Source organism: Kordia sp. SMS9 (assembly GCF_003352465.1).
Taxonomy (GTDB): domain Bacteria; phylum Bacteroidota; class Bacteroidia; order Flavobacteriales; family Flavobacteriaceae; genus Kordia.
Window position 1 is genome coordinate 2,805,827 of record NZ_CP031153.1, and the last position, 17,322, is coordinate 2,823,148.

Sequence of the window (17,322 nt, forward strand, 5' to 3'; positions counted from 1 at the left end):
CAAACATCTTTCTTTTAAGTTTCCCTATAAAATCCTAAAATTAATACCACTTACAATCTAGTTCGTTTTCTTTTACTAAATTAGTTGTTCAACCACGGAACTAATCTTACACAAACACGCTTGCAACAACCGCAAAATACACTAAAATGGTTTTTAAAGGAATATACGATGACTTTTTATACTTTGACATAGAATATCAAGATCAATCTGAACAGACCGGATATATTTGCCAACAAGAAATAAATCAATTAAGCTTGTATTTATCCTTTTCTAATAAATTATGTTTCTCAGCTATATTAGTGTCCGAAGTGCAAGAAGTAATCAGATGGTTTGAAAAAATAGCATTAAATAAATCTGTTGAACCCAAGCTTGTAATATTGCATAAACAGTTTTATTTTGATTTACTTGAGAATAATTCAAACTTAAAAGTGATTCGAATTACATATGACACTACGATACCTATTCCTGGTATGGGTGGGTATTCGCTTGCCCCAGGCTCAAAAAAAGAGGATTTATTTAATAAAAACTTTTTTGAGTGCGAAATGGACAACCAAGAAATAGAAAGAGTAGTAAAAAAGTTAACTGCCGAATTACAGATTGAATTGCAAATCGGATGGCAAGTTGAGTCAAAAAAACCAAAACCGAATGATTAAGATGTTAATTGCTAACACCATGTATAACTCACTGCTAGTATAAGATTACTCAAGAAAACCCTATTCCACCAAAGAGTAAAACTCTCTTCACAAAAACTTTACAAGTTCGACTTAAACTTCAAAATACGTTGATACGATTCATCAATGCGTTTTTCTGAAATCTTCCCATCAACAATCATCTTTTTGACAATATCAATGATGTCTTTTGGTAAAATCATACCGCGACCTTTCATGGGAATGTGGTTGGAAAACATCAACACGTCTACCCCAGCCAAAATCGCCATTTCAATAGATTTCTCAAAACCAAATTGATCCGCAATCGCTTTCATTTGCATATCGTCAGAAAAAATAACGCCGTCAAAACCGAGATCGCCACGTAAATAATCGGTCATGATTTTTTTAGAAAGCGTCGCAGGTAATTTAGAATCATCTAATTGATCATTGACAATATGCGCCGTCATAATGGCATCTACATTGCCTTCATACAACAACTTAATATACGGAAACACTTCTTGCTGTTGCCAATACTTGCTCACATCGGTCACATTATAATGTGAATCTTGGCGCGAATTTCCATGTCCAGGAAAATGTTTCACTACCGTTTTTACATTAAAATATCGGTGACTTTTCACCACTTGGCGTGCATGTTTGATAATCTCTTTTGGATCTTTAGAAAACGCACGGTGATTTTTTCCAATCGGTGGATTATCCTCATTATCTACATCCAACACAGGTGCATAATTCACGTTGATGCCTAAATCCAACAAATTATGTGCAACAATGTCGCTGTAATACTTTGTGGAATCAATATCGTTTACTTCACCTAAATACTTCGCAGAAACTGTTTTTGGAAACCCATATTTCTGCTTCAAGCGGTTTACCTTTCCGCCTTCTTCATCAATACTGACCAACAATGGAAGTGTCGCTTCTTGTTTTAACGAAGTGACTAATTTTTTTAAAATAGTTACAGAATTTGTCTTAGAAATATTTTTCTCATACAACAAAACACCGCCTAGTTTTTGCGCTTTAATATCTGCCAAAATCTTATTATCAGGACTAATTTCGGTATCGTCACCAATGCCTAACATAAGCATCTGCCCAATTTTAATATCTAAACTATCGGTTGCTATACTTTGTGAAAACATCGAGTTTCCCATCAAAAAATACATCATTAAACCAAATCCTAACTTCAATTTCATCTTTATAATTTTAACGCTCAAAAGCTACTTATACATTGCAAGGCAAAAGCCGTGCCTGTTTCATCGAAATATACGCTAAAAAATGATGAAATAAAAAGTAGATGCTACAACGTATCACAAAACTATCAACAGAAAAATTGGGGAGTTATTGCGTGTTTTCAAATCAAATTAGGGGAATTTCAAACTTTTAATTGTTTTAATTACATAAGGTATACACTTAAAAGCTTCTGAATGAATTTATTAAAGTGTATAAGATGACGCAACCCCAAAGTGATTTCTACGTCTATAGAACAACAACGAAACCAAAAATTACACCACAAATGATAAAAAAAATAACACTTGTAGCACTCATTTTTTCTTTTTTACTTTCGTGTGAAAAGGACCATGAAACTGCTCCATTGGCAGAAAGTAGTATTTCAGGAAAATTTTTAGCACCCAATAACGCAGATCCTATTGTCAATGGATTGATTACCGCAAGTAGAGAAGGCACAATTATCTCTGAAACTTTATCAGCAACTGATGGAACTTTTACTCTATCAAATCTAACCGCAGGCGAATATACAATCGCACTTCAAAAAGGATTGTTTAGTTCTGAAAGAACTGTTGCAGTTACGGAAGATGAAAACCTTGACATTCCCGATATTCCTATTGAAAGCTTTCCAAGAATTGCTGTAGTTACAGGAAACTTTGATCATATTGAATCAGTGTTATATGACATTGGCTTGGTAAATCCGTTCACACAAGAACCATTGTTTGATATTATTTCAGGAAATTATTTTGGAAGAAGTAGTGAAGTTGTCAATCATCATGGACACCATCACGCAGCAAGTACAGGTGCTTTTAGTTCCAAAACAGACGATGTTTTGGCGCCAAATGTCGATTTCAATTTTGCAGACTTAATCGCAGATCCGGTATTACTTGAAGAATATGACATCATCTTTTTAAACTGTGGATTGAGTGAAAACTTTACACAATTCAATGATAATATTACACAATATGTAAGCAATGGCGGAATCTTATACGCAACGGATTGGGCATTTATATATTTAGAAGGAATTACTGGAGACGGACAACAATACATAGACTTTTTAGATCCTGAAAGAAGCGGACGTTCCACAGCAACAGAAGCAACTATTTTTGATCAAAACTTAATAGATTGGTTGCAAATTAATTTTGGAATTTCCATCAGTAACAACAATACCATTCTCTTAGATCAATTTTTGTCAGGTTGGCAAGTAGTAGACAGTGCCAACGATACAAGTGTCATCAGTTGGTTCAACGGACCTGTAACCTACGCTGACATTTCAGGTACAGAAATCACAGAAAATAAAGACTTAGCGTTTACATTTCTAGTAGGGCAAGGCGGCGTGTTTTACTCTTCATTTCATACGGAAAATCACGACGACGGCTTCAACACTGTAGACAGATTGTTAGAATATTTAGTATTTGAACTTTCTACATTGTAGTTAGAAATGTAATATACCAAAAAGCCTGAATGTTCTTTCCATTCAGGCTTTTTTTTGTGTAAATTGGTATTATACCAATTCTACTATAAAATGCGATGCATAGAATTAAAATTAGTTTTCGCTTATTCGAGGCATAAAATCAAAGTATAGCCTTAGCTATAGTTTTAGTTTATAACGCAGAAGAAGTAGAAAAATAAATAAATTATTAGTTGCAGATTATAGTAGAATTGGGATTACATATGCTTGGCGCGAATCGACTCAAAAAAAACACGAAAAAGATAGTATCTTTGTCAAGAATTCAGATAAATTTCGTCTGATAAAAAAATAAGAGAAAGGATTAACAATGAAACGAGTAATAGTAGGACTTTCTGGTGGTGTAGACTCAAGTGTAACCGCGTATCTGTTGAAAGAACAAGGATATGAAGTCATTGGATTATTTATGAAAAACTGGCATGACGATTCGGTAACGATTTCTGATGAATGTCCATGGTTGGAAGATAGTAATGATGCCTTAATTGTAGCAGACAAACTAGGAATTCCTTTTCAAACGGTAGATTTGAGCGAGCAATACAAAGAACGCATTGTGGATTATATGTTCAACGAATACGAAAAAGGACGTACGCCAAATCCAGATGTACTGTGCAACAGAGAAATAAAATTTGATGTATTCTTAAAAATCGCGTTAGATTTAGGAGCCGATTATGTGGCAACAGGGCATTACTGCCGAAAAGAAACTATTGAAAAAGACGGAAAACCCATTCACAAACTACTTGCTGGTGTCGATGGCAATAAAGATCAATCGTATTTCTTGTGCCAACTCTCGCAAGAACAATTGGCAAAGGCTTTATTCCCAATTGGGGAATTAACCAAACCTGAAGTGCGCGAAATTGCGGCAAAAGCAGACTTAATCACCGCAGAAAAGAAAGATTCACAAGGATTGTGTTTCATTGGGAAAGTGAAATTGCCAGACTTTTTACAACAACAATTACAACCCAAAGAAGGTGTTATTGTAGAAGTGCCAAAAAATATAGAAAGCTATCAACAAGAATTGCCAACATTTAAAAGCAAAGAAGAAGAATTAGCATTCCATGCACAAAAATATACCTACCAACAAACGGATGGAAAAGTAGTAGGAAAGCATCAAGGCGCGCACTATTTTACCAAAGGACAACGCAAAGGCTTGGCAGTTGGCGGAACAGTAGAACCTTTGTTTGTCATTGAAACTGACGTAGAAGAAAACATAATTTACACAGGACAAGGAAAATCGCATCCCGGTTTGTACCGACGTACCTTATTTGTGTCTGATGAAGAATTGCATTGGGTTCGCGAAGATTTAGCACTACAACCCGACGAATCCATGGAAGTCATGGCGCGTATTCGCTATCGTCAACCCTTGCAAAAAGCGTTCATCTATAAAATAGAAGGCGGCGCGTATGTAGATTTTGAAAATCCACAAAGTGCCATCACCGAAGGACAATTTGTAGCTTGGTATCTAGAAGATGAACTCATTGGTTCTGGTGTGATTTCTTGATGAAATTGAAATTGAGTTTGAACTTGTGAAAAAGCAAGCGTCACTTCGAGTAAATTTGTAAAGTAAATTTGTATCGAGAACAGCTTTGAAGCACAAAACATCTGAGTAAAGAAAACAAATACACAAAAAAAACGAATCAACAAAAGAACACAGCAAAGCGACAAAACCCAACACCTAATACCTAAAAATATGAAAAAGTTACTCGTATTAGCAATCATAGTAATAGCCCAATTCACAGTGGCACAAACACAACACGCTTGGGTGTACTTTACGGATAAACCTAATGTAGCAACAGCGTTGGCAAATCCGATCACAATTCTTACACAAAAAGCAATTGATCGCAAAAACAATCATGGAGTTGCTATTGACAATCGTGATGTGCCTGTGAATGAAACATACATTTCACAAGTAAAAACTCAAACAGGAATTACGGTCAAAGCAAAATCTAAATGGTTCAATTGTGTACATGTTTTAGGAACACAAACAGATATTGATAACTTACTAAATCTTTCTTTTGTAACTGCCATCGTATACGCAGATCGTTCGTTAAATATGTCAGGAAGGTCTACTACAGAAGCCTACAATTCAAGAGCAGGAGAGAAGTTTGAAACGCTTGTCATGTTTAATTATGGCAATAGCGCAAATCAAGCGACAATGATAAAAGTTGACAAACTACATGAAATGGACTATACTGGCGAAGGTATTACGGTTGCCGTGATGGATAGTGGTTTCCCGAATGTACATACCATGTCTGCGTTTCAACGATTGCGTGACAATGGCGATTTGCTAGATGGCTACGATTTTGTAGATCGGAATCCAGATATTTACGCCTACACAGGAAACAGTCATGGAACCAATGTTTTATCGGATATGGCAGGATATTTAGATGGTCAATTTGTAGGAACAGCACCAGATGCAAGTTACTATCTGTTCAGAACGGAAGATGCGGCAAACGAAACACCTTTGGAAGAATCGTATTGGGTTGAAGCCGTGGAACGTGCCGATAGTTTAGGTGTTGACGTTGTGAATACTTCCTTAGGATATAGCGACTTTGACGATAGCCGTTACAATTATACCACTGCAGACATGGACGGAAATACAGCATTTATTACCAGAGGTGGAAATATTGCTGTAGAAAAAGGCATGTTGATGGTAAACTCCGCTGGAAACTCTGGAAATACTTCTTGGGGTATTGTAACTGCGCCAGCAGATGGTGACGTATTTACCATCGGAGCAGTGGATGGAAGTGGAAACTATGCTTCATTTAGTTCCAGAGGAAGAACACCAAATATTCCTGTAAAACCTGATGTAGTAGCGCATGGTGTAGGAACGTATGTGATTGCTTCTAGCGGCGGAATTACCACTTCGAACGGAACTTCATTTTCCTCTCCAATCATTGCAGGTGCGATGGCGTGTATGGTTCAAGCATTTCCAAACAAAACCAACTTAGAATTGATGCAGTTAGTGCGCGAAAGTGCTTCTATATATAGCAATCCTAACAATCAATTAGGCTACGGTATTCCGGATTTTGAAGCGGCATTCATCACCTTGTCCGAAAACGAGATTGAAAATCCTGCAACAATTCAAATCTTTCCAAATCCCGCGAAAGCGATCGTACACATCAATTTGCCAGAAACAACACAAAATACCACGATTACATTGGGAAATTTGCTCGGAAAAACCATCAAAGTGTATACTACTACGACAAGTTCTCAACGCGTTGATGTAAGTGAACTTGCAGCAGGAATGTATTTGTTGCGTATTGAAGCAAACGGAGAAACGATCACGAAAAAAATTATAAAACAATAACGAATGGCTTTGTTCCAACACAATAAAATCACACAATTATACAACATTCAATATCCTATCATTCAAGGCGGCATGATTTGGGCAAGCGGCTGGCGATTGGCTTCTGCGGTTAGTAATGCTGGCGGATTAGGCTTACTAGGTGCAGGTTCTATGTATCCAGATGTATTGCGTGAGCATATTCAAAAGTGTAAAAAAGCAACGAACAAACCGTTTGGTGTAAACGTTCCGATGTTGTATCCGAATATTGAAGAAATTATGGATATTATTGTGGAAGAAGGTGTGAAAATAGTGTTTACCTCGGCGGGAAATCCGAAGACATGGACGCCATTTTTAAAAGAAAACGGAATTACCGTGACGCATGTAGTAAGCAGTTCAAAATTTGCATTAAAATCACAAGATGCTGGCGTAGATGCAGTCGTAGCAGAAGGTTTTGAAGCTGGCGGACACAACGGACGTGAGGAAACAACAACCTTAACCTTGATTCCGACCGTAAAAGAAAAGTTTACCATTCCATTGATTGCTGCTGGCGGAATCGGCTGTGGAAAAGCCATGTTAGCCGCAATGGTTTTAGGAGCAGATGGCGTGCAAGTGGGAAGTAGATTTGTGGCTACGCACGAAGCATCTTCACATATAGAATTCAAGAAAAAAGTAGTCGAAGCCAAAGAAGGAAGTACCAAATTGATGCTGAAAGAACTAGCGCCAGTTCGGTTGTTGAAAAATAAATTCTACGAAGATATTGAAGAATTATATGCGACAGGTCCGACCGTAGAGGAACTCAAAACCTTATTAGGCAGAGCGCGTGCCAAACGCGGTATGTTTGAAGGCGATTTGGTAGAAGGCGAATTGGAAATTGGGCAAGTTTCTGCGTTGATTCACGAGATAAAACCTGCAGCGACGGTGGTTGCGGAAATGATTTCGGAATTTCAAGAACGTGTAGCGTTTGTGGAATCGCTTCGTTCAATGTAAGGGCGGATATTTTAAAATAAAGTCACTATTTGGCAACTATATCTTGATTGTAAGCGGGATTAATTTTAGAACTCTATAACGAGAGTCAAAAGAAAGGTACTCTTGAAAGTGCTAAGAATGCCTTGTTTTTCTTTTTGAAATTATAGGGTTGTGCAACGGTTACTATTGTTATCTGTGGTTTTTTTATGCAAAAATATCACTCCAAGGAAAATCAATAATTGAACTCATAATCATAATAAACCAAAGGAAATAAAATCCAGGAACGAAAAGACCAAATACTTTACGGGCTTTAGGCTTATCAGGTCTTAAAAGAGTGTCTATATCTTCTTGCGTTAATGTTTCCGCTTCTAATTCAGGTGGTTTAAATGAGTGCTCTTTTGCTGTTCTAAATGTTATAAAATGTCGATTGGTCAAATTCGAGTGTTCATATTTCAACAGTCGTTTTTGCCACCAATCAACTGATTTTGCTCGCTCAATAATTGCTCCACTTAGAAAATTCAGTGTTAACAAACCTACTACTGCAATAACAGCAAATGGAATAGCAAAAGGGACTTTGTCATTTATTGTTTCGGCTGAAGCTTGTGAGTTAAACAGAACTATTCCAACTGCAATGAAAATAGATTGAGTTACAACCATATAATTCCGATAAGCTTGAAGAAGTGAATCTTGCCAAGTTATTCCAGCCATCAAAAATGAGGCTTGGTCATTTTCTGATTCATTCGTTTTTACATTTGTTGATTTTGTTGGCATAATTTATATTGTAATTTTATAAATCTCATTTTTCTTTAAATCACAGATAACGTATGTATAACAGGAATTCCTATTATCACACTAAATTTGGTAAATAACAGGAACTTTTTTATAATAAACGTCCTCTTATTTTTTATAAATGTAAAACAAAACCCACACATACACAATGTGGTTTTCCGTAATGCCTAGATAAGTTCAGCACAAGTGCTTTCGATTTTAGATCGCTTCAATACGTCTTTGCGAGAATTTCAAGGAAATTTGCGGCAATCTGTTTCTTTCGTGTTGGTATGTTTTTTCGCGTATTATGAACTTGCCATCAAAAATCGTAATTCGTCCATCAAAAACCGGCAATTAATTCCCGTATTTCTCAATCAACTTTCCAGTTTCATTACCTTCTGTAGTACCATCAGCTTTGTATAGTATATAATCGAAAATGTCCGCTTGTTGTACGGTAACTTTCGCGCCAGATTTTAAGTTTTTAATGTAATAAGGTTCGTTTTGCAAAATCCCATCAATTGTGCTGCCACGCCAACGTGTAACTTCAACCCACATCCATTCATTGCCGCCTTCATCCGTAATAAAAGGAGCTTTTAGCAATAACGTTTCTTGATCTAATCCTTCATTGAATAATGCCCGTAATTCTGGTAATTTCTCTTTCGCACGTTCACTTGCAGCCGTAATTTCGTCATTGTGACTTATATTGGTAATTTCGTCCTCAACTCCAAAAAGTTGTTTGTACACTTCACTTTCGTATGCTTGCGGATTTTTAAAGGCTTTGTTGTTAAAATCTACTCGATATAGTTCATTTAGCGGATCACCTTCTTCCATCGGAACTGACGTATTGAAACTGATCGTTACCTTCTTTTTTGCATCGTCATTCACTGTAGACACAATGATATTTTTAAATTCTGTGTTTTGTATCGCGTCCAAATCTACAAGCAGTTTTTTGTCTTTGATTTGTGTTCTTTCTAATAGTAACTGCGCAATGATGGTAAGGAACTCACTTGCGCTACTCACATTGGAGCAAGGAGAATCTTCAATCACCAAATCAGGCAAGCCAAAACGTTGCATTCCAAAGGTGATAGAACGACAAAATTCATATTGTCGGTAAGAATGTAGTGTGAGTTGACGTATGGCATTTGGAATTCCATTTTCCCAAGCATCCACGCGATTTTCTTTCCATGTTTTTGGTGTAAAATACTCCCTTACTTCGCCATCGTAGATGAAAAAATCTGTATTTTTTGTTTTGTTGTATACCCAATCAAATAATTTTTTAGAGTGACCAAAAACATCTTTGGTTTCATAATACAATACGACAATAAATGCATTTTTAGAAGCTGTTAAGTTATCTTTTTGCGTTTCAGTGAAGCCTTCTGCAAAGTAGGATAAATATTCCATATCGTGCGCAGGATAGTCTTCTTCAACATTTGTGATAGCTTCTACATACGCCATAGTTTTGTCAATTATTTCTGGTGCATCATCGACAAAACTGATACCTGGAAAAACAGTTTTTAGTTCTTTTTTGATGGTATTTTCAGTCCAAGCAGTATGTGTTGTGTAAAATCCAATCTCAGAAACTGAACCAGTTGTTTCCGTGTCATTTTGTGAAATACTTAGGAGTGAATTCAGTAAGAAAATAAAAAAGAAAAAACGTTTCATGAATAATACTATTGAAAAGGTTACACGGTTAAAGATACTTTTTTACGGCTTAAAATGAAATCTTCCTTAAAAAACTGTTGTCAACTCAACGAATACAGAAAGTTTGTATGGCAAAAGTTTTACTTCTCTCCAAACCGTTTCTCCAATGCTTCCAACATTATTTTTGCATTGACTTTGTACGAGCTTATGAGTGCGTAGTGATTTCCGAAAGCCAATACATTATAGGCAGCAACACGCTTTCGGTAATCTTCACTCGTCGCAAAATAGGCAATCATTTCATCCGTAATTTTTCCTTGCGACCAATCTACAAACCAAGGAAATTCTTTAAAATCATTCAAATTTTCTAAGACTACGTTTTCCAAACGCTCATTGCTTTTTTGTAAGTTGGGAACATATAAGGTGTAAAACTGCGTTAAATACTCAAAAAGACTATCGTTTTCGCTGGTTCTTTGATCGGATATGTTTTTTAGAATGTCGTAGCCTTTGGTTTGAATGTTGAAAGGTTGATACAAAGTCACCAAACTGCGGGTTCTCGGGTGATCTTTAAAATTTTCAATAGTCACTTTTTTGTCAATAATTAACTCGCTTGTTTCTTGCGTTTTTTTAATGATTTTGATCAATTCTGAAGCGGTAATTGTATCTCTTTTTAGGTCGGAAGCTACAGTATGCAAGGTGTTTTCCAAATCATTTTTGGCTTTTCTGTCAGAGTTCCAATTGTTCACTTGTAATGCGAGCAGAATTCCAATCATGACGAGGAGAATTTCCCCAATAGCATATAAAATATAATTTCTAAACTTTTTTTCTTTTAAAAGTCGCATGCGAAAAGAGCGAAAAATTTTTACCATAATCTAGGAGTGTTGATGGATGTTAGTCTTCAGACCTTGGATAATTTTTAAACAAACGAATGCCCAATCGTACAAAAAGTAGTACAGCAATGATAATTACGATATTTAATCCTTCCATAAAAGTTAGTTTCGTCGTTTGTATTTTTTTCCGCGCTTTAATTTTTTTCCAACATAGCCTTCAAATTCAATCGGAACGGAAATGTTTCCTTGGTCTTCGGTGGCTTTGTGTACGACAAAATGCAAATGTGGCATTGTGGTAAATCCTGTCATGCCCGAAATGCCAATTTTTTGTCCGCGCTGAACAATATCGCCATTTTCTACCAAAACACCCTTAAAATCCAAATGATAATAGGAAGCTGTGGTGCCATCGTCATGTTGAATGGTGACAAAGTTGGCGTAATTGGAGAACTTGCGCGTACGTCCGTGTTTTTTTGAATCTTCTTTTGTGAACACCACTTTTCCGCCACGAGCGGCATAAATAGTATCGCCAATTTTTGTTCCAAAATCAAACGCATGATACGAACGAATATGATCGTGAGAAAAGTTTCCAAAATTCCCTTGCACCAATTTTCTTTTTTTCTTGTAAGGAAGCAAATAAACATACGAATCGTTGTGTTGTACCGTACTTGGATCGCCATATCCTATCGTAAAATCAAAGTATCCGCTAGTTTTGAAACTTTTGGTGGCATCAATTTTTTTGCGAGGAATTTTTAGGTAGTTTTCTACCTTTTCCAAAGGTTGAAGCAGTAATATTTTTTGATACACAAACTCATAAGCCATACTGTCTTTGGGACTAGTTTTCACATACATGGGCGATAGCATGTTGTTTTGGATGCTTAACACTATGGTGTCTTTTGTGGTTTGAATCGTATTTTTTTTAATGGACACATGTTGTGCTTTACATACGGAAATACTAAAAAATAAAAGAAAAAAAATGCTTCTCATACAATTCATAATTTATGGTTTTTATTGAGATAAAATTGATGAACTTGTCTGCCCAATTCTGCTAAAAACGGAATGCCGATTTCATCATATTCATAGGTGTCATCATTGAAAATTTGGTTTTTATTCACGTGAATTGTCGCCGTGATGGTAAACGAAATATCATTTTTGGTATCTACAATATGCGCGCAATCGGTTAAATACCCATAGGCATACCCAACTTTATTATAGATTTTAATATGTTCGGGCATCGCTTCTTTCGTGTCGCCAAACATGAAAAATTTCACATAACTATCATAATATTCCGAATCAGTAAATCCTTGTTTTTTGGGCGTTTCATGCATTATTTTTAGTAAAAATTCACGATCACTTTCCGTCAAATTGAATTGAGCTTTTGGATCATACTTTTCAGCACGATGCAAACGTTTCATGAGTTCATGCAGTGTGGAAATTGGCAAATAGTTTTTCTTTGAAAAATCCATCGGTTTTGTAATGAGTGAATCATTTCGGTAAAAACCGTTGCCTTTTTGCGTTTTTTCTAACGTGAGCGGAATGATTGGTCTACTTCGCATGCTCGGTTGAAAATACAGGATGCTATCTTTTTTATTAAAAGTCACTGTTTTTGTGTGAAGATTGGCTGCATCACGCGTACTCAATCGATGCACAATCTGTGAAGGATAGAATCCTTTTTCTTTCAGTTGATTGTGAATTTCTTCCTTCCCTAAAAATTCAAACAATCGATTGTACGCTTCGTTGTCGCTTACGGCAAAAATTTTCTGGACTTCTTTGCGAATGGTCGTTTGAACCGAATCGCCTTCCACCATAAAAGCAGTTTCGCTTGTAATTGTTGGAATCCGATTCACTTTTTCCAACGCTGCCAACGCTACTGGAAATTTCACACTACTTGCAGGATAAAAATATGCAGAATCGTTCACTTGAAAGCTAAAATTAGTGCCTTCAGCATCTGTGACCATAATTTGAATTTCGTGTGCATCTAGATGTTGCATCACGTTTTGAATCTTTTCTGAATCGGCTGAAAGCGCAAACAAAATGGGATCGTCATTTTTTGTATCTTCCATACAACTCATACACACCAAAAACAATAATAAAAGTACTTTTTTCATCGAACAGCTATAAATGTTTTTACAAGATACTATTTTATCTAAAGAGTTGAAATTTTTTAAAATGTTACATAAAAAAAAGTGCCTGCACTACACAGACACTTTGCCAACACTTAGATTTTCCTAAAATCACACTGCTTTAGGAACACTTTTTTTCTTTTTCTGAAGCGAAAAATCAACTTCTACTTGATTGTGTAAAATATCGTCAAATGTTTCTCTTTTTCGTATCAAATGTGCTTCGTTTTGGAACCATAATACTTCCGCCGGACGGTAACGTGAATTGTAATTACTCGCCATGGAAAAGCAATACGCACCTGCATTGTTGAACTTTAAAATATCGCCTTCGCGGATTTCACTAATTCTTCGATTGTTACCAAAGGTATCGGTTTCGCAGATGTAGCCAACGACAGAATAATACCGTTCGCGACCATTTGGATTGGAAATATTTTCGATATGATGATACGAATTGTACAACATCGGGCGAATTAAGTGATTGAAACCACTGTCGATTCCCGCAAAAACAGTTGAGGTTGTTTGTTTTACAACATTGACTTCCGCTAGAAAATAACCAGCTTCACTCACTAAAAATTTTCCTGGTTCAAAGTTGAGCGATAATTCTTTTCCGTATTCTTTACAGAAATCATTGAAACGTACGCTTAGTTTTTGTCCCAATTCTTCGATGTTGGTTTGAATGTCATCTTTTTTATACGGCACTTTAAATCCGCTACCAAAGTCGATAAAATCTAAATTCTTAAAATTTGTTGCCGTTTTAAATAGAATTTCAGAAGCATATAAAAACACATCAATGTCTAAAATATCGCTTCCCGTATGCATGTGAATTCCGTTGATGTGCATTCCTGTCAACGCTACAATGCGCAATACGTGCGGAATTTGATGTATGGAAATTCCAAACTTTGAATCAATATGTCCGACAGAAATGTTGTGATTTCCTCCAGCCATTACGTGCGGATTGATACGAATACATACAGGAATCGTAGGATGTTTGCTGCCAAATTGTTCTAAAATAGAAAGATTGTCAATATTTATTTTGACGCCTAATTGTGCTGCGTGTTCAATTTCTTGAAGTGATACACCATTGGGAGTGTACATGATATCCTCTGCATCAAAACCTGCAGCCAAGCCTAATTGCACTTCTTGAATGGAAACGGTGTCCAATCCCGCGCCAAGCGATTTCATTAACTTTAATATGCTCAAGTTTGACAATGCTTTTACGGCATAATGTAACTTTAATTTAGGTACAGTCTGGAAAGCGCTTGTCAATCGCTCATACTGAGACGTTATTTTTTCGGCATCGTATACGTATGTCGGATTGCCAAATTCTTGTGCTATAGCTAGCAAATCTGATTCTTTCATGGTACTAATTTTCGAATTCAAAACTATATTAAATTCAAATTACAATAAAAAAATTATTTAAAAAATATAAAAATAACACAAAAAGTTAGATTTATAACAATTCATGTTTTTCATCAAACTTCTGTATGGAAGTGTATCGAAATTTATAAAACGCGACTGCTATTCGTGCAATTTTAATGTGAGAAGTCTTAAATTTAAGAAATAAAATAAATGTATACTCATGAAAAAATTACAATTAAAAAAATTAGTACTTCATCTTAGAACAATTTCTAAATTCGAATCATTACACATACATGGTGGACATCCTACGGAGGAGCCAAGTGAAGGAGCGCAATGTGCATCAGACGATTGCGGACCTAAAAGTAAGACCAAAAACAATTAACTTTAAGTAAAAATTACTACAAAAAATTATCTAAATTATCACTAACATTTAAAACCATGAAAAAAAGAAGCATTAGTACTTTGCAATTGAATAAAAGAACAATTAGTGAATTACAAGCGTTAGGTGGACGTGCAGCGGAAACTACTACATGTCCAACGGAAAGTGGTTGTAGTTGCGATACTTGTAGAACAGATTGTCGAGGTCCCAAGAAACCTGTCAACTAAAAGTGTAAATGTCATTATAATAATATCATTGAAAAGCGAGCAGAAATGTTCGCTTTTGTAAGCAGCGATACGCCCAATTTATAAAATGCAACATATACCAGTTTTTTCAGTGCTAAATAAGCGATACCTTTAAAGAAAAGTTGTATAAACCAAAAATTTAAAAGTAAAAATCATGAAAAAAAGAAGATTAAAATCGTTAGCGCTGAACAAGCATAAAATTAGTGAATTACAATCAAAAAAAGGAGGATCTGATCCATTCAGTACAGAAACACCTACTGTGAGTACGTGTACTTGCGTAAGTTGTAGAATGAGTTGTAGAACACTTGGAGGCGATAGTTTAGAGTGCTAGAAGTAGTTAGTTTTTTAAAAGTAGAAGCGAGCAGCAATGTTCGCTTTTTTTTTTGGAATAAATTTTACAGGAAAACCGTAACATGTTGATATTTAGGTTTCTTAACTTTCAGTATAACATAAATTATACGATCATGAAAAAAAAGAAACTCAAATCCTTAGGGTTAAACAAACAGAAAATTAGTCACTTGCATGAGAAAAATGGAGGATTGCAAGCATCAGACGATCAAATTACGATGAGTACCTGCTCTTGTGTCACTTGCTGACCAACAGGCTGTGAAGTAGAATCATTTATTGTGTGTCCACCGCCAGTCACATTATTTTGTACAGTAGAATGTCAAACGCGCGATTGTACATTTATTGGTTGTAATATGTGATATTACATTTAATAAACATAATTTGAGTATATTAAAGTTTTTAAAAATAACTTACTAAATACACTTATTATGAAAAAAAGAAGTATCAAATCATTAGCATTAAACAAAAGTAGCATCAGTCAATTACAAAATATGATTGGAGGTTTTTCGGATGTGGATTCTGACGGACCTACGATGAGCGATTGTTCGTGTAAAAGTTGCGCTGAAAATTGCAATACACAAACGGCTTCTACCTTGGGTTGTACCGAATAAGAAGTTGTAAAAAATTTTGTAAATCATTGTAAAGAGTCTTTCTTTTGAGAGACTCTTTTTTTAATCTATCAAAAACCAAAATTAATTGGGTTTAGTGCGTTCGATTTTTTACATTTGTGCCACTATAAAAAACTTCGTAAAATGAATCTACACGAATACCAAGGAAAAGAAATATTAGCAAGTTTTGGCGTACGCGTTCAAAGAGGGAAAGTAGCGACAACTCCAGCAGAAGCTGTAGAAGCTGCTAAGCAATTAACGGAAGAAACTGGCACAGGTTGGCATGTGATTAAAGCACAGGTACACGCTGGTGGACGCGGAAAAGGCGGCGGTGTAAAACTTGCAAAGAATCTTCAAGAAGTAGAAGATATCGCAGGACAAATCATCGGAATGGATTTGGTAACACCACAAACTTCTGCAGAAGGAAAGCGTGTACACCAAGTGTTAGTAACCGAAGATGTATATTATCCTGGTGAGAGTGAAACAAACGAATTTTATATGTCTGTATTGTTAAACAGAGCCACCGGACGCAACATGATCATGTATTCTACAGAAGGTGGAATGGATATTGAAACAGTTGCCGAAGAAACGCCACATTTAATTTTTACAGAAGAAGTAGATCCTGCACAAGGATTGCTACCTTTTCAAGCGAGAAAAGTTGCGTTCAACTTAGGATTGAGCGGAACTGCTTTTAAAGAAATGACGCGTTTTGTAACTTCATTATACAAAGCGTATGTTGCTTCTGATTCTTCATTATTTGAAATCAATCCGGTTTTGAAAACTTCGGATGATAAAATCATGGCAGTAGATGCAAAAGTAACATTGGACGAAAATGCATTATTCCGTCACAAAGATTACGCAGCAATGCGCGATTTACGTGAGGAAAACCCAATTGAAGTAGAAGCAAAGGAAGTTGGACTAAACTATGTAGATCTTGACGGAAACGTAGGTTGTATGGTCAATGGAGCTGGATTGGCAATGGCAACGATGGATTTAATTAAAATGGCTGGTGGAGAACCTGCAAACTTCTTAGATGTTGGTGGAACAGCAGATGCAAAACGTGTAGAAGAAGCGTTTAGAATCATTTTAAAAGACGATAATGTAAAAGCAATCTTAATCAATATTTTTGGTGGAATTGTACGTTGTGATCGTGTAGCGCAAGGTGTCGTAGATGCGTATAAGAATATGGGAGATGCGATTAAAGTTCCAATCATTGTACGTTTGCAAGGAACCAATGCAGATATCGCAAAAGAATTGATTGACAATTCAGGTTTGGCAGTAGAATCGGCAGTAGAATTCCAAGAAGCTGCAGATAAAGTACAAGCAGTATTGGCGTAAAAAATAGTACAGTTATAATTCAATTTATAGTATATAAAAAGACCTTTCTAGTTTTGTAGAAAGGTCTTTTTTTTATGTGATGATGAAAT

At 35.9% G+C, this 17,322-nt stretch carries 18 protein-coding genes; 11 read left to right on the top strand and 7 right to left on the bottom strand.

Features of this window, described 5'->3' with window-relative positions:
• Positions 1–146 precede the first annotated feature (146 nt).
• Positions 147–653, top strand: coding sequence for a hypothetical protein (locus KORDIASMS9_RS12110; RefSeq protein WP_114903090.1), 507 nt, complete (start codon positions 147–149; stop codon positions 651–653).
• A gap of 98 nt (positions 654–751) precedes the next feature.
• Here KORDIASMS9_RS12110 and KORDIASMS9_RS12115 read toward each other — a convergent pair whose 3' ends face one another.
• Positions 752–1,852: a glycoside hydrolase family 3 N-terminal domain-containing protein gene (locus tag KORDIASMS9_RS12115; protein ID WP_114903091.1), complete on the bottom strand. Its 1,101-nt coding sequence runs from the start codon at positions 1,850–1,852 to the stop codon at positions 752–754.
• A 320-nt stretch (positions 1,853–2,172) separates the two neighbouring features.
• On the opposite strand from KORDIASMS9_RS12115, the gene KORDIASMS9_RS12120 reads away from it, so the two are divergent.
• The 4 genes from KORDIASMS9_RS12120 to KORDIASMS9_RS12135 all read left to right on the top strand — a co-directional run bounded on the left by KORDIASMS9_RS12120 (position 2,173) and on the right by KORDIASMS9_RS12135 (position 7,624).
• Entirely contained in the window at positions 2,173–3,318 is a 1,146-nt protein-coding gene (locus tag KORDIASMS9_RS12120; RefSeq protein WP_162819912.1) for a carboxypeptidase-like regulatory domain-containing protein, read from the top strand.
• A 343-nt stretch (positions 3,319–3,661) separates the two neighbouring features.
• Positions 3,662–4,849 carry a tRNA 2-thiouridine(34) synthase MnmA gene (mnmA, locus tag KORDIASMS9_RS12125; RefSeq protein WP_114903093.1) on the top strand — a complete coding sequence of 396 codons (1,188 nt, stop codon included), beginning with the start codon at positions 3,662–3,664 and terminating at the stop codon, positions 4,847–4,849.
• Positions 4,850–5,038: 189 nt separating this feature from the next.
• The gene (locus KORDIASMS9_RS12130) at positions 5,039–6,658 is read left to right on the top strand and encodes a S8 family serine peptidase (RefSeq protein ID WP_114903094.1); all 1,620 of its coding nucleotides are present in this window, start codon (positions 5,039–5,041) and stop codon (positions 6,656–6,658) included.
• A gap of 3 nt (positions 6,659–6,661) precedes the next feature.
• Entirely contained in the window at positions 6,662–7,624 is a 963-nt protein-coding gene (locus KORDIASMS9_RS12135; RefSeq protein WP_114903095.1) for a nitronate monooxygenase family protein, read from the top strand.
• A gap of 183 nt (positions 7,625–7,807) precedes the next feature.
• Here the strand turns inward: KORDIASMS9_RS12135 and KORDIASMS9_RS12140 are convergent, their stop codons facing one another.
• From KORDIASMS9_RS12140 to lysA, 6 genes are all read right to left on the bottom strand, one after another.
• The gene (locus KORDIASMS9_RS12140) at positions 7,808–8,374 is read right to left on the bottom strand and encodes a hypothetical protein (RefSeq protein WP_114903096.1); all 567 of its coding nucleotides are present in this window, start codon (positions 8,372–8,374) and stop codon (positions 7,808–7,810) included.
• A 351-nt stretch (positions 8,375–8,725) separates the two neighbouring features.
• Complete coding sequence (locus KORDIASMS9_RS12145; protein ID WP_114903097.1) at positions 8,726–10,033, bottom strand: DUF2314 domain-containing protein; 1,308 nt, start codon at positions 10,031–10,033, stop codon at positions 8,726–8,728.
• 119 nt (positions 10,034–10,152) lie between these two features.
• A complete protein-coding gene (locus KORDIASMS9_RS12150) occupies positions 10,153–10,878 on the bottom strand; it encodes a DUF6090 family protein (RefSeq protein ID WP_162819913.1) in 726 nt (241 codons plus the stop codon).
• 123 nt (positions 10,879–11,001) lie between these two features.
• On the bottom strand, positions 11,002–11,823 hold the full coding sequence (locus KORDIASMS9_RS12155; protein ID WP_162819914.1) for a M23 family metallopeptidase: 822 nt from the start codon (positions 11,821–11,823) through the stop codon (positions 11,002–11,004).
• Positions 11,824–11,828: 5 nt separating this feature from the next.
• Complete coding sequence (locus KORDIASMS9_RS12160) at positions 11,829–12,944, bottom strand: serine hydrolase (protein ID WP_114903100.1); 1,116 nt, start codon at positions 12,942–12,944, stop codon at positions 11,829–11,831.
• A 126-nt stretch (positions 12,945–13,070) separates the two neighbouring features.
• The gene (gene lysA, locus KORDIASMS9_RS12165; RefSeq protein ID WP_114905225.1) at positions 13,071–14,315 is read right to left on the bottom strand and encodes a diaminopimelate decarboxylase; all 1,245 of its coding nucleotides are present in this window, start codon (positions 14,313–14,315) and stop codon (positions 13,071–13,073) included.
• 220 nt (positions 14,316–14,535) lie between these two features.
• Between lysA and KORDIASMS9_RS23270 the strand changes: the two genes are divergently transcribed.
• The 6 genes from KORDIASMS9_RS23270 (at position 14,536) to sucC (ending at position 17,233) form a co-directional block, all read left to right on the top strand.
• Positions 14,536–14,697 (top strand): hypothetical protein, encoded by a 162-nt coding sequence (locus tag KORDIASMS9_RS23270; protein ID WP_162819915.1) that lies wholly within the window; start codon positions 14,536–14,538, stop codon positions 14,695–14,697.
• 56 nt (positions 14,698–14,753) lie between these two features.
• On the top strand, positions 14,754–14,921 hold the full coding sequence (locus KORDIASMS9_RS23275; protein WP_162819916.1) for a hypothetical protein: 168 nt from the start codon (positions 14,754–14,756) through the stop codon (positions 14,919–14,921).
• Between the two features lie 172 nt (positions 14,922–15,093).
• Positions 15,094–15,270, top strand: coding sequence for a hypothetical protein (locus tag KORDIASMS9_RS23280; RefSeq protein WP_162819917.1), 177 nt, complete (start codon positions 15,094–15,096; stop codon positions 15,268–15,270).
• Positions 15,271–15,403: 133 nt separating this feature from the next.
• Positions 15,404–15,535 carry a hypothetical protein gene (locus KORDIASMS9_RS23935; protein WP_256386998.1) on the top strand — a complete coding sequence of 44 codons (132 nt, stop codon included), beginning with the start codon at positions 15,404–15,406 and terminating at the stop codon, positions 15,533–15,535.
• A gap of 180 nt (positions 15,536–15,715) precedes the next feature.
• A complete protein-coding gene (locus KORDIASMS9_RS12170; protein ID WP_114903101.1) occupies positions 15,716–15,898 on the top strand; it encodes a hypothetical protein in 183 nt (60 codons plus the stop codon).
• Positions 15,899–16,039: 141 nt separating this feature from the next.
• On the top strand, positions 16,040–17,233 hold the full coding sequence (sucC, locus tag KORDIASMS9_RS12175; protein WP_114903102.1) for an ADP-forming succinate--CoA ligase subunit beta: 1,194 nt from the start codon (positions 16,040–16,042) through the stop codon (positions 17,231–17,233).
• Positions 17,234–17,322: the final 89 nt, after the last annotated feature.